6 protein-coding genes are annotated in these 14,724 nt (G+C 36.8%); 2 read left to right on the top strand and 4 right to left on the bottom strand.

The features are described from left to right. The first annotated feature begins 25 nt into the window (after window positions 1-25). Entirely contained in the window at window positions 26-964 is a 939-nt protein-coding gene (locus SJY23_RS13860) for a sensor histidine kinase (protein ID WP_396596801.1), read from the top strand. Continuing rightward, the gene (locus tag SJY23_RS13855; RefSeq protein ID WP_396596800.1) at window positions 961-1,641 is read left to right on the top strand and encodes a LytR/AlgR family response regulator transcription factor; all 681 of its coding nucleotides are present in this window, start codon (window positions 961-963) and stop codon (window positions 1,639-1,641) included. The genes SJY23_RS13860 and SJY23_RS13855 overlap by 4 nt, the downstream gene beginning before the upstream one ends. 102 nt (window positions 1,642-1,743) lie before the next feature. On the opposite strand, the gene SJY23_RS13850 is transcribed toward SJY23_RS13855, so the two are convergent. From SJY23_RS13850 to SJY23_RS13835, 4 genes are all read right to left on the bottom strand, one after another. Beyond that, complete coding sequence (locus SJY23_RS13850) at window positions 1,744-2,976, bottom strand: PepSY-associated TM helix domain-containing protein (protein WP_396596799.1); 1,233 nt, start codon at window positions 2,974-2,976, stop codon at window positions 1,744-1,746. 54 nt (window positions 2,977-3,030) lie between these two features. Continuing rightward, the gene (locus tag SJY23_RS13845) at window positions 3,031-5,361 is read right to left on the bottom strand and encodes a TonB-dependent receptor (protein ID WP_396596798.1); all 2,331 of its coding nucleotides are present in this window, start codon (window positions 5,359-5,361) and stop codon (window positions 3,031-3,033) included. A gap of 625 nt (window positions 5,362-5,986) precedes the next feature. Then, the gene (locus SJY23_RS13840; protein ID WP_396596797.1) at window positions 5,987-7,570 is read right to left on the bottom strand and encodes a PfaD family polyunsaturated fatty acid/polyketide biosynthesis protein; all 1,584 of its coding nucleotides are present in this window, start codon (window positions 7,568-7,570) and stop codon (window positions 5,987-5,989) included. Window positions 7,571-8,001: 431 nt separating this feature from the next. Further along, entirely contained in the window at window positions 8,002-14,709 is a 6,708-nt protein-coding gene (locus tag SJY23_RS13835; protein WP_396596796.1) for a PfaB family protein, read from the bottom strand. Window positions 14,710-14,724: the final 15 nt, after the last annotated feature.

The raw sequence follows: 14,724 nt of genomic DNA, 5'->3' as shown, positions 1-14,724 counted from the left end.
ATTTTGGGCCGTCGTTTGGTACCTTATGAGTCTTAATCAAAGAAATACTAGTCAGTTTATTCTTGATACAATACCTACATTTCTATTTCAAATAGGTGCGATAATCTTTGCTACTTATTATCTAATACCACGTTTTCTTTTTACTAAGAAATACCTCTATTTTTTGGCAATCTCCGTTCCTTTATTATTAATTTTCGCCTATTTATCTTCTCTTTTTATTAATCCTATAAACCCTGAAGATATAAGGCCTATGGGTCCAAGAAGGCCTTCGCCAGTACTGTTACATTTTCTAGCAATCGCCCTGGCATTTATATTTAATATTCTCATTGAAACCTTTATTTACGTACAAGAAAAGGAGAAGATGATCGCTTTCGCGAAAGCGGAATTATTAGAAAATGAGCTTAAAATGCTTAAGATGCAGATCAACCCACATTTTCTATTTAATGCGCTTAATAATATTTATGCACTCTCTGTAACAAACTCAGATAAAACCCAAGAAAGTATAAGTACGCTTTCTGAAATGCTGCGATATGTCATTTATGATTGTGAGCGACCGAAGGTAACTTTACAGAAAGAGGTGGAGTATATTGAAAATTACATTGCTCTTTTTAAGTTGAAAAGCAGCAAACCTTTTAATATTTCGTTTGAAAATAATGTGACTAATGCGGGAATGTTTGTAGCTCCTATGTTATTTATACCTTACATCGAGAATGCTTTTAAACACAGTGGTATAGAAAAAGGACAGGAGCGCTTCATTAATATTGCTCTTACTACAAGTGATAACCAGATTGAATTCATAGTAGAAAATAGTATTCCAGAAACGCCACAGCATATAGATGGAGTAGGAGGAATAGGATTGCAAAATGTAGAAAAAAGATTAAACATCTATTACCCAGGGAAGCACTCACTACATATTGAGACAACTCCAAATTATAATGTACACCTTAAAGTAACCGTACAATGAAGAAATTGAGATGTATCATCGTAGACGATGAGGAACTAGCAAGAACACTACTCACGACTTACGTCGCTAAAGTTGCCCATATGGAGTTGCTGGATTCTTTTGAAAATCCATTACATGCATTATCATATCTCAAGGAAAATGAGGTAGACCTAGTGTTTATGGATATACAGATGCCAGAACTTAAAGGAACCGATTTTGCCGAACTTATCATAAACGACAATATAAAAGTAATATTTACTACTGCATACTCAGAATATGCTCTCAAAGGATTTGAACTTAATGCACTAGATTATCTAGCTAAACCCATCACTTTTAAACGTTTTCTAGCAGCAATCAACAAGTTTCCTGTTGTAAGCAAGGAAGCAGAGACTTCGCTAGTAATAAAATCTGGTTATGACTTGCATAGAGTCCTTTTTCAAGATATGCTATACATAGAAAGCGATAGTGAGTATGTAAATTATCACTTTGAAGATGGTAAGAAGATTATGGCAAACCAATCATTGAGCAAATTGCTAAATGAATTGCCTTCTCAATTTATAAGAGTTCACAGATCTTATATTGTAAATAAAAATAAAGTTACTAGTCTTAAAGGTAGGTCTTTAATGCTTTCTACTGCAGAGATTCCTGTAAGTGATAGTTATTTTGAAACAGTAAAGAATACTGTTTTTAATAATTAAATTTACTAGGTGTATGGTACTAAATTATGGTATAAAAAAGGCTCTTTAAACAGTAATTTCAAAGAGCCTTTTTATTATCAGTATATCTTGTGAAGATATATTTTATATTCTAGTTGCTCTTATTTTCTCTATAATCATTATTACAAGAACAGAAAGTCCAAATAGGGGGAATAGTATTCCTAACAGAATAATAAGTCCTATCACAATTATAGAAGGGTTAAAGGTCTTAGGGGTTTTAGGTACAATCCATTTCCCCTTAGGTTTTTTAGAGAAATAGGAGAGTATAGCTGCGGTACTTGAGATAATTAGTAAAAGCGCCACACAGAGCATCAAATACCAATTCCATTGTCCAAATTGGCCTTGATGAAAAGCCATAACCCACATACGACCTCGCATTAATATTCCCACATCACTCCATTGTTGTGATAAATGCTGTTCACCTGTATATTGATTAAAATGAAATTTCTGTTGCATTTGTAGGTCTTGATAATAAGTATTACCCACACTGTAAACACCCGCAGGTCCTTTTGGGAAATCAAGTGTTATAATTCCTTCTATGGGAAGTGTAGCAGCTTTTTCAACCATAATGTCAAGTGCTATTGTTTTGTCACTTGAAGGCTTACCAATACCTATACCATGCCACGAGGTAGGAAATCCTGTATCTGTAATTTCTTGAAGAGTTTTGAAGTTTTTCCCCACAATATTTGTCCAAGGAAAAGCACCTGCCAGTACGAGCAGTAAAAGTCCTGAGATCCAAAAGGCTATAATAGCATGTAAATCTCTCAATAATACTTGTTTTCCTTGTTTCCATCTCGGGATAAAAAAACCATGTAATTTAAATCCACGAGCAGGCCACCAAATAAAAATACCTGTGATGAGAAGAACTACCATCCAGCTTGCAATAAGTTCAACGGCAAGTGTGCCTGGAGTTCCTATAAGTAACTCTCCGTGTAACTTACGAACCTTATACATTATACCATCACTCACGGCAATCATTCCGGTTTGTGTATTGGTATAAGGGTTTATAAAAATACTTCTTTTATGACCAAATCTTCCAGAAACAAATTCTGTTGCCAAAGAATCACTAGTAGGTATAATCATAGCATTATGAGGTTTACCTAAAATAGCATCTGCTGTTTTACGTTGCTCTTCATAACTATATCTATAATTACTAGGGGAAACAACAGTAATACGTTCTTTATGTGACTTTTCATACTTCTCTTTAAATAAGTAAATTCCTCCAGTAATGGCAAGGAGTATTATAAATGGAGTAGCAATTAGTCCGGCAATAACATGCCATTTCCATAACCACTGATTAATTTTTTTATTTTTCATATGTATTGATGTATCTGCTACTTGTATGAAGTGACAGATACAGTTTATAGATTATTAAAAATGTAATCGACCACCTATGTGAAAGGCTCGAGGGTTTCCAATAGTATAACTGTTCTCACCGCTAAATTGGTTGAAAGAGACTCTAGCGGCATATAAATCATCAAAAATGTTGAGTGCTTGTGTCCAGACTTCAAAATTTTTGTACCTGTAGGATATCAAAGCATTAAAAATATTATGTCCATCATAAGTAGCTGTACTTAGCTCGTCATTATCACCTATTACTTGATTTTCAAAACTTGTATTATAACTACCCACAAGCTCGTGCTCTAATGCTATACTAAAGTCTGCAAAGGGTGTATAGGTAACTCTTGTTGATCCAAGTAAATTAGGAGCTGTTTCTCTATCGGTATCTGAGTAATCGATGGCATTGTCAAAGAAACGTACATATCTGTGTTTTGCATAACTCCCATTATGTGTAAAAGATATCTTTTCAGATGGCGTATATGTAATTCCATACTCAATACCATATGATCTTGTTTTACCCGCATTCGTATTAAAAAACACATCCTGATCATCTCTTAAAGTAATAAGCGTATTTTTACCTTCTAGTAGATAGATTGCACCATCAAATTTCCACTCATTATTGATCTTGACATATCCTCCTATCTCATAATTGTCATAGGTACTAGGTTTAATATCTCTTAACTCATTGCGATTGCGATATAATGTTGAAACCTGTGGAGGAGTAAAACCTCTAGAATAGTTGATGTATAATCCTTTATTATTCTCAAAATTATAGTTTAGACCTATTTTAGGAGCCCAGTTATCATATGTGTCTTTTGAGGTTGATATTGCGGCATCTGCTATGTTATTACTATAATTATATTGAAATCTATCATATCGAAGTGCGGCTGTTGCTTTGAGTCTCTCAAGAAGGTTGGTTTCAAACTGAAAGAAACCAGCATAGTTTAAAATATTTGCATTGTAGTTTAAGATAAAGTCATTTTCATTAATTGTAAAATCAATGTTTTGACCCGTATCTTGATTTACACTTACAGACGTGCTCAAAGCTTTATAATCTTGTGGTGAGTAGTCTAAAGTCCCACCTACAATTAATGATGAGTTGTTAAACTCAAAATTAACTTTATGTTGTGCCAGAGCCATGTAACTATTGAAAGCATTCGTATTAACCTCACCAGAGCCAGCACCATTTAGCTGCCCCATATTTCTAAACTGTCTTATTCTATAAGAAGGGTTTTGATCCATTGTGTTATCTCTAAACACTATATTGAAAGTGGTGTTATTATTTTCATTCCATTGTGCAGCAAGTGTACTTCTATATCTAAAAGCAAGCGCATCTCTTTCAGTAAATGTTTGATCACTTTCAAAGTTACCTCCCGTATAATCAGCCTCAGATAGTGACCCTGTCATATCTGATCTATAATCTACTAAGCTCAGTACATTTGTCCATTTAAACCTATATGAAAAATCATAGACAGTCTTTAAGGTAACAGCAAATTTTTCATAATCACTATGCTCAATAGGGCCGTTGTTACGTGTCACGTAGTGTGCTCCTAGATAAAATCCAAACTTATCATTAGTATAATTAGACAACTCCAGCTCATAACGACTCAAGCCTACATCATTTACTTGATAACCTAAGGTTCCAGAAAGCTCGGGAGTAGGAGATTTTGTTATGAAGTTAAAACTTGCACCTATAGCCTCGCTACCATATATACTAGAGGCAGGTCCTTTCAAAACTTCAACTCTATCATAAGTGAGATCATTTAATTCAAGTAAGGCATTATGATTAAAAACCGATGTAGGACGCAGTTGTAATCCGTCTTCAAGATATAAAAACAGTGCCCTAGTAGATATAGGACTTCTTACAGCCATAAAGTGTTGTTCATTACTTGCTGCTCTTGATGTAGACATGTAAACACCAGGAATTTGATTTACTAATTGATCTATTCCTACTGCCTTAGTTTCATCTATAGAGGCTCTATTTAGGATACCGATTGCTGCTGGAACTTCAGATCTAAGTTGGCGTTCACGACTAGCCGATACTATGACCTCGTCTAGTTTAGATTGATCCTCTATAAGTTTAATAGACAAGTCTAGTATGTCATTTTGATTGTTTATCGGTATCGTTTTTGAGACGTATCCTAAGTAAGTAATATATAATTTGTGAGTACCAGCTTTAAGATTTAAGGAAAAACCACCACTTTTATTTGTAGTGGTACCAATATTTGTATCTAGAGCTATAATATTAACGTCTTCAAGAGCTTTACCACTTTCGTTTGTAATGGTACCTGTTATTTTTTGCGCAAGGCATAGCTGCGCACTGAGGCAAAGCCCAAGGGCTGCCAAAAATACTTTATTCATTAGATTGTAATTAATTGTTGGCCTATACAAATAGGCATAAAAAGTCTAGGGTCTCATAAAATAAGACCATGTCAATTTTTATATAATCAATTACACACGTGGAGGGTGAAAAACATCCCAAGACTTTAGCATACCATAAAAGTTTGTATACGAAGAGAAGTTGTCTTGTTTTTGAGATATTAAAATATTGTGTGTTACGCTTTCGCGAAAGCTAAAAACCACAAATTCGTATTTACTGAGAACCAGCTGAGGAAGCTCCTTTTCTTGTTTAGATTTTTGATCCTCTAATTGAAGCATCAAATAACACTTACCATTACAGCTAAGCTTAGGCTTTTCTTTATTTATACATAAAAACTCCTTTATATACTCTTGGTTAAGTAAATAATCTCCCCATATAGAAATGTTAACCAATGGTTGCACGTGGAGGCAAATGAGTAATATGATGGTGCTTAAGCGCTGCAAGTAGCAATTTTTCGGCAAATATATATATTACTTACCGTGTAAGTAGATTAAAACTAACAAAGTATCGAGCTCATGTTAAGTTATTTTTTTTTAAGAAAACTAAAATTCCCATCACGATAATATACGTTTTGAGAATTTTAGTTGTGTTTTGAGCTACTAATATCTAGTTATGATTAACAGGTAATTGCAATAACTCAAGTGGTAAATCTACCCCTTGATCTTTAATCGTGTTGATTCTATGTAGATAAGCTGCACCTTCTAATAAATGAGTAGCAACATCTGCTACTTTTCTATTTTTGGCCTCGCTTAGATATGAGTCTTTTGTCCACTCATTAAAAGCACCCATCGCTGGGCCACACCATATTTGATAATCCATCACTCTATCTGGAGTTCCTGCATTTGCCCAGTTTGAAGACAAGCCTAGGTACCAACGGAAAATCAAGGCCATTTTACGCTTTGGATTTCCTTGTGCTTTTTCTATTTGTTCTGGATCTCTTTCTTGAAAGAAGCTCACACAGCCATTCCACACCTTTTCTAATGACATTTTAAAAGTTTTAGTCTCCAGTTTAAGTCGTTCTTCTGCTGGGATATCATCAATCCCGTCATAACGTGTGTAGACCTCATAGAGTTTTTTTGCTCTAGCACCGAACAGTGTACCACGCTTTAACACTTGTAATTCTACACCAAGTTCAAACATATCTGATGCTGGAGCCATCGTGACATCTGTTGAGGCTACTTTAGAAAGTAATTCCTTTACAACATCAGAAGTTCCAGACTCTACACAGGCCTGATTAATCGATCCAGTCACTACATAAGCAGCTCCCATAGAAAAAGCGGCTAGGGCAGAGGCTGGAGTTCCTATTCCTCCTGCGGCGCCCACTCTAATTTGTTTTTTGTAGTTATATGTTGCCTGTATTTCATCTCTCAGTTGTAAAATGATAGGAAACAACACCACTAGAGGACGATTATCTGTATGCCCACCAGAATCTGCCTCTACCGTAATATCATCTGCCATGGGTACTTTTTGAGCGAGTTCGTATTGTTGCTGGGTGATTTTTCCAGCAGCCAATAATTTATCTAAAAACTGAAGCGGAGCAGGGGACATAAAACGTTGTGCGACTTCTTTTCTAGAAACTTTACCAATTACTTTGTTGCCAATCACAATTTCGCCTTGAGCGTCAAGACTCAAACCTACCGCTCTATATTTTACAATTTGCTCAGATAAGTTCATATAAGCCGAAGCTTCTACCACTTTTACTCCATGTTCTATATATAAATTTACAGCGCCTTCTTCTAGCGCCTTTTCTATAGGACTGTGGATAAGGTTACACGCATAAGCTTGCGTAGGTAAAGCAGTCTGAATGGTTGCAATGGCTTCTTTTACACGAGCAGGAATCATCCCAGCAGCACCAAAAGAACCTATCATCTCGTTCTTTCCTAAAGCGATTACCATATCAGTTGACGCAATTCCATTTGCCATAGCGCCTCCTTTATAAGCGTATTTTAACTGGTAATCTTCTTTAAACGAAGTGTCCCCAAAATCGGCAGCAGTAAATGCGGGTACGATAGCTTTTAAAAACAACCCCTTTCCTTCAGACTGGATAGTGCCAGTATTTGTAACGCCAGTGCGACCTGATAAGTCCTCAACAATGTAACAAGGAGTGGCAGTGTTTTTCAATTTTTCAGACATTCCTTGGATGTCAAATGAAATCTCTCTCGGAGATCCTATCCATTTTAAGTCAATCATTTCTTATTTTTTATTTCAGCACATATTTGAAAATCTTACAGTTCTTGAAGTGCTGTGTTATTTTATAAATTAATTAGCGAATAAGCATTCCCCAGCCCTAAAGGGTGACTTATTTTTCATCTTTGATTTTTGCTCCCTTCAGGGCTGGGGCAACAAAATTCGGTTCTATATTCTGATTTTTTACGCTTTCGCGAAAGCGTATTCAAATTACCAGATTCCGAATAAGCCATCCCCAACCCTAAAGGGTGACTTATTCATTTTCTTTGATTTTTGCTCCCTTTAGGGCGGGGAAACAAAAATTTAATCAGTGAATAACCCTTCCCCAAGCCTAAAGGGTGACTTATTCTTCACTTTTGATTTTTGCTCCCTCTAGGGCAATATATGTAGCTCCTCCTCTTTGAAGAGGAGGTTCGGAGGAGATGTTCGCTTACCTACCCCTCTTGAATCCCCAAGGCCAAATCAGTCAATTGGTAAATTCTCGTTCCTTCATTCCAGAGATATGCATTTGCAATTAATACCAGTGTATCTCCTTGTTTTTCGATGTTTTTAAAATGCACTTCTAGATGCATATTTTCTACATTCACTTTTATTTGTCCACGGTATTTCCATTCGGTTTTATTGTTCTCTACTTGTACAAAACGCGGATTTTTAAAATCCTTACCTAAATCTTGTTGTAACGCAAATAATTGCATCGCTTGTGAGATTGCTTCTACACCTAAAGACCCTGGCATTACTGGGTCAGAATAAAAATGACAGGTAAAGAACCAATCGTAGGTATGTATTGCTTTAGAACAATGGATGTATCCTTTACCAAACTCTCCTCCGTTTTTAACTACCAAACCACTGTCTAATAGATCTAATTGATTTTCGGCTAAGCGGAAGGTGTTTGCTTTATCATTTTCTTTATACAACTTCATTTTTGCATAAAGAGAATCAAGCTTGATTTGGAAGTAATCTTTGCTGGTCAAGTTGTTTTGCACATACCAAGCTGCAACATCCTCTCCTTTATCGAGACCGACTTGCTGCGCTAAGGCTTCCTTAGGGAAGAATCCAAAGGAAGAAAATCCTTTATAAAACACGTGCCCATCTACAGATACTTCAAACAAGTATTTCTGAATCACAAAACCTCCTAATGAGGTAGAAGACGTTAAAGTCGATTTATTTGCGATTACTTTTCCTCTAAAATCTGTGCCAACTGGCAAGTCAAACATTTCTCCATCACCATCCAGATTTCTAAAGTATAAATCTTTGTCTGGAAACTGTAGCGTGCTTCCTAGATATGCACCTAGTAATCCACAAGGTTGTAAGGCAATTTCCATCAATACCGCATACGGCATTGTCATCGAGGTATTTTGCTTGTAATACCAAGCATCTTGAGGCACATCATATTCTGTACAGATATTTGTTGGCTTTGAAAAATCAAAACGCTCTCCGTCTATTTTTATCACACGACTTACCACTTGTAAGTCGGTATTAGGTTGGCGAGATAATGATCTGTTATCATACACCGCATATTCTGGACCAAAGCAATCTGCAAGTCTACCTAACGCAAATGTTTCAATATCATTTTCGTTTAAAAGTACATTCTCGGTTATTTTTTTAGGCTGTTCTAAGTATTTTGGATTGTCCTTTTCTCTTAGTTGTAGTCCTAGATTTTCAAAATGAACGGTAATCACACCATCTACAATTATCTCTAAATCTCCTATTACATAAGGATCTGGCAATAACCCGATATCCTTAATGACTAAGCGGTACACTAGTTTTTTATCATTAGGTGTTACCTCTTTTCTACATCGTACTTTTTGCTGTACTCCATAAATAGGTTGGAAACGCGCATCTTTTTTGAGACGTTGTAATCCTAGCATCATCATGAAGAAGCGCAATAAGTTACCGCCGCCCTCTGCTTGCAAAGAACCTGCTAGCACTTGGTCATCTCTAAAGTGACAAGGAAAATACCAATCGTCTGGACTTAGGTCTTTTTCGGCTATAATTTCTCCTAGTCCATAAGCTCCTCCGTGCACATCTGCTTTTGTAATGCGGTCTAGCATCAACATTTTTTCTGGAGCTAGACGTATAGATTCATTTCTACCATTTGGGAAATATGAAATATCATCAAAACATTTATGCGCATCTCCATTGATGAGATGTCTTAAATCTACTATGTCAAAAGCAGTTTTTTTGGTGGTCAAAAAAGGAATGAATTTTTTCTTTTCTACACCTGCCAGTGCTTTCTTTTCGCTGTCTGTGTATACCACTCCGTTTCCTTTACTCAATTCTTCATCAGTAAAAAAACCAGCCACACCATTGGTCATTTTTAAGACCATACGATCTTCTACAAAACACTCGTAGCTAAAGAAAAACAGCAAGTTTCCACCATTTCTTACAAATGAATTGATAGATATATCATAGCGTAATGTTTGCCCTTCAAAAGGCAAATCGTCTAGAAAAGTAAGCGTACAATCTAGAAGGCGGTATACATACTCTCCTTTATTTTCAAGATCAATTCCCAGATAAGAGATGAGCATTAAATCACATTGCCCAGACTCTACAGAGACTGCCCAAGGAATTTGGGTGTCGGTTGCATAGCCAGAATTGTATGGGATATCATATTCGGTTTGCATTGTAGAAGGCTTGTATTCTCCTAGTTTTGCATCAAGACCTGTTACTCTACTCACCAATAAATATGGGTCCATAGGTAACATTACTCGCCTTTTATACTGATCAATCACATTGTATTCTGCTCCAAAAACATTACCTATTTTTCCTTCAGAAAATTCAATAAGATCTTCTTTGGTGAAAATGATGTTCTTATCTTTTAGATGATTTGGATCATTATAATCTTGTAATTTCAAACCATTTTCTCCGATTTTAGTCGCAGTTTTTGGCTGTTCTGTATCTATCATACTAGCTATTTTTTCTACTCTATGTGTTGTGGTGGTTGGTTTTACGCTTTCGCGAAAGCGTATACTTGCATCTCCAGTTGTTTCTAGAGAGGCTACTTTTTCTTTTCGTTTGATCGTGGTAAACTGTTGCCTCATCTCCTCAGACAAGAGCACGTCATATACTGGCGTGCCACCTGTTTTTACTTTTTTAGTGAAGCGTTTTTTAGTGGGTTCTTGGTTGTTATTAGGATATAGCAAACTCAAATCAATGTCGATTCCGTTTGAGATTAATTGCGCTAGACACTCGTATAAAGACTGTATAGAACTCGTGCCTTTTTTATCAATAGCACAAGCTGCGTGATTGTTTTGATCTAGTGTATCTTTTATCCAGCCAGTACACGTACTATTAGGACCAAGTTCTACAAACGTGCTAAATCCGTTGCTAGACATTTTTTTCGCGAAAGCGGGAAAATCAACAGTCTTATAGCACACTTTTGTCGAATTCTCTGCGATTTTCAGCGAATCCATAGGGATTTTCTCTCCTGTTAAGCTAGAATAAAAATCAATTTCCGGCTTTTTTTCTAATGGGAAATTATGCATTTCAATTAACCCATCGTACTCTTTTTTACAGAACTCATTATGGATAATATTTTGAAAAGGCACTAATACCGATGGACAATTAAGCGCAGCAATCAATGCTTCGCACTGGCTTTTATCACCAGAAACGATTAATTCTTTTTCAGAGTTTACAAAAGTGATGGACACTTTATCAAAAGCTGAGATTTGTGCTGCTACTTTTTCTTTAGTTTCTAATAAAATCCAACTTTGCCATCTGGCTTTTGCTTCTTCTGAGCTGATATCCCATTCTTCGGCTAAGAGTTCTAGATTGCCAGAAAACTTGTTTTTAAAAATAGGGGAGTTGCGGAATACTTTTGTTCCCTCACCTGGATTCCAAATACCAAAGGAGTACCACATAGAGCTACATTCTCCCATAGAATAGCCCATCGCAGCTTTGGGTTGTACACCAAAATAAGTCGTCAATATGTGCGTGTATAAGGTCGAGTACAATACTCCTGCAGACATCATGGAGATGGCATCTTCTTGTATGTTGGGCGAAGGCGTAGCACTATCTTGCTTTTTTGGGAATAAATAGTCTAAGCCAAAGAAGTCTTTCAAGTTGGCAATACGATTCTCAAAATCACTTAGCAGATTAGGGAAAAACTGAAATAAATCTTGCCCCAAGCCTTCATAAGTAGTTGCCGAACCTGGATATACAAACGCCAAATCACCTTTTGTATCACTGGGGTTTGGGCTAAAGAAAGAACCGCTAGGTAATTTTATATCTGTATTTTCTGCAAAGGATTGCTCGAGTTTTTTATTAATAAAAACGATGTCTTGCGCTATCGATTTTGGGGTTGACGCAATGAGAACAATGCTGTAGGTTGCCTTTGTGGTTGCTGCTTTATCAAAGCAAGCTTGTGCAACAAAAGCTAAGTCATGAGTAAGTATTTCCTCATTAAGTTTTTGTAACTGTTCCTTAAGTGCTGCTGCTGTATTTCCTTTTAAAACAAATAAATGCTTGTTCAAGAAATTGTCAATGTTGTGAGGTTTAGGTTGTGTACATTCTGATAATTTTACACGAGAATGTTGACTCAAATTTACTAGTGCTTGTCTAGGCTGTTCTGTTTCATTAACCCAAGGTCGTGATAGGCTAGGGAAGTAGTAATTACTGTTTTTGAAAGCATCATCCTTTGCCGATTGCCAATTCGGAATTCCTGGAATAAATTGATGATATACACATAAGGCTGTTTTTACAATAGAAGCGAGTCCAGCCGCTGCAAACGTATGGCCAATGTTTGTTTTTACAGATCCTAAGGCAATTTTACTGGCAGGATTGTGAGCTAATAGTTGTTCTTGTTCCAACTGATCTTCTTGGTCAAATCCAGAAGCAACTAATTCTTGTAAGGCGATATTCTCTGTTGTCGCGATATCTCCTACGGCTTCAATTTTTGCAAAGACCGTATCGTTCTCATCAATGTGTTCACTTGCTTTCAATACAATCGCAGATGCTCCTTCACCAATTAACCATCCATAATCATCTATATTAAAAGATAAGCTAGGTTTTTTATTTTGATTTATGCTAGTAGCTAGATTGCGCAACAGTACGGCTTCCATACCAGCCGAAAAATCAACAGCTCCCACAACCACAGCATCTACTTCGCCTAGAGAAAGCATATTTTGTGCAACTTCCAGAGCTCTTGTGGTACCGTTATCACCGTTTGTAATGGTGAAAGATGGCCCATTAAAATCCCATAAAGCAGAGATACGACTCGACATAATATTCCCCACAAAACTGGTGTGCTGACTAGGCGTTTGTACGTTGCCTATCTGGTATAATATATTGCGACACTCGGCAAGTAATGTTTCTTTTTGTGTTTCTTCTAGTGCAATACCCGCACTGTCCAGCGCCTTGTCTAATTGCCACTCGCTATCCCAACGAGCGAGATAATGGTGTATCGCAAGTTCAGGATTCATAGCAATTAGTACGGCTACGTTTTCTCCTCTTTGTAGATTAGATTTCTGAATGGCTTGATCTGCAACTTTGAGAATGAGCGCCTGCTGTGGTTCCATCGTGCTAATCTCATTAGGCTGGATTTTATAACGCATTAAATCCATATCAAAATCCTCTATAAAATTTCCTTTGATAGGGTTTTGTGTATCTAATCCAAAAGTATTCAGCAGCTCTTCATTTTTCTCAAATCCCTTCCATCGAGTAGATGGCATTGCAGAGAAGTGCTGCTTTCCATTAAAAATGGATTGATAAAACGTTTCCAAATTATCACAGTCTCCAAAATGAACTTCCATGCTTGTAATGGCCATTTCCTTTAGAGAGACATCCGTGTGTGTGTAAGTTTCCTTCGCTTGATGACTTTCAACAACAAGGTGTGCATTAGTCCCCCCAAAACCAAAAGAATTTACTGCCGCTTGTTTATCATTTGTCTTCCATGCTAGCGGCTCTTCTATAATCTGATCTTGTGAAAACCAACCATTTTCAGACTGTATCGCCGTTTCCATATTGATTCCCGGAGGAATGCTATTATGCTCCATAGAGAGCAAGACTTTCATTAAGCTGGGCATTCCCGCAGCCGTAAGCATATGTCCCATATTTGACTTTACAGAACCTAGACGTACCTTTTCTGGATTGTCACCAAAGAAGGTTTCGAGCGAATTGATTTCTGTAACATCACCCAGCGGAGTACCCGTTGCGTGACATTCTATGTAAGAAGTATCCTCCTTTTTAATGGTTCCGTTATAGGCTCTTTCATAAGCTAGTGTTTGTCCTTTGGGATTAGGACTCAATAAGAATTTACCTGCGCCATCGTTTGATAATCCAATTCCAGAAATAACACCTATGATTTTATCTCCATCTCGCTCTGCATCAGATAAACGTTTTAAAAGAATCATTCCAGCACCTTCAGAAGATACGAGTCCAGCAGAATCTTTATCTAGTGGCGAGTATTTTTTATCGTGTGCCGCATAGGCGTGAAAAATTGAAAATCCCATATGGATAAACAACTGATCAGAGGAGCAAACAGCTCCTGCGAGCATCATATCTGCCTTTCCTGTCAATAGCTCATCACACGCCATTTTTATGGCATATAAAGAAGAAGCACACGCAGCATCGAGATCAAAATTGGTTCCTTTTAAACCAATGGTATTCTTCACTAATTCTGAAACATCACCCTCTATCGGATTGTTTTTTGGAATTTCATATTCGGTAGAAGGAATTTTGAAACTATCATCTTTTAATAGTGTTTTGATTCCTTTTTCAAGTGTTTGTGTATAGACGGGAGCAAGAATTTTGTGAGAAGACTTTGTGGGAAATGATAAGTTCCCGAAAATCACACCACAATTTTCTAATGCTTGTGTTTTTTCCCAATAGCCACCATGTATCAAAGCATCTTTAGTCACCTGTAAACCCCATTGATACATCTGGTCTAAGTCACTCAAATCTTTGGAGCCAAAATCATCGCTATTAAAGGTATAATCACGTATGTAGCCTCCTCGCAAGGAGTAACAGCTGTCTATAACACCCTTATTTTTATTATAAAAGAGTTCCGGGTCTGCGCCAAAATCATCTTTTGTTGCCATACCGGTTAAGTCCTTTTTATCCATAAGGTTATTCCAAAACTCTTGAAGTGTTTTAGACCCTGGAAAAAGGGATGACATACCAATAATTGCTATTTTTTCTTTCATTATTTCTTGTTAGAT

The sequence above is a fragment of the Dokdonia sp. R86516 genome (assembly GCF_044596715.1).
Lineage (GTDB): Bacteria > Bacteroidota > Bacteroidia > Flavobacteriales > Flavobacteriaceae > Dokdonia.
This window is presented reverse-complemented; position numbering and strand designations above follow the sequence as displayed.

Bases quoted from the DNA above. Each gene is read 5' to 3' on its own strand.
- SJY23_RS13860 (WP_396596801.1), top strand. From the start codon at position 26: ATGAGTCTTAATCAAAGAAATACTAGTCAGTTTATTCTTGATACAATA.
- SJY23_RS13855 (WP_396596800.1), top strand. From the start codon at position 961: ATGAAGAAATTGAGATGTATCATCGTAGACGATGAGGAACTAGCAAGA.
- SJY23_RS13835 (WP_396596796.1), bottom strand. From the start codon at position 14,709: ATGAAAGAAAAAATAGCAATTATTGGTATGTCATCCCTTTTTCCAGGG.
- SJY23_RS13845 (WP_396596798.1), bottom strand. From the start codon at position 5,361: ATGAATAAAGTATTTTTGGCAGCCCTTGGGCTTTGCCTCAGTGCGCAG.
- SJY23_RS13840 (WP_396596797.1), bottom strand. From the start codon at position 7,570: ATGATTGACTTAAAATGGATAGGATCTCCGAGAGAGATTTCATTTGAC.
- SJY23_RS13850 (WP_396596799.1), bottom strand. From the start codon at position 2,976: ATGAAAAATAAAAAAATTAATCAGTGGTTATGGAAATGGCATGTTATT.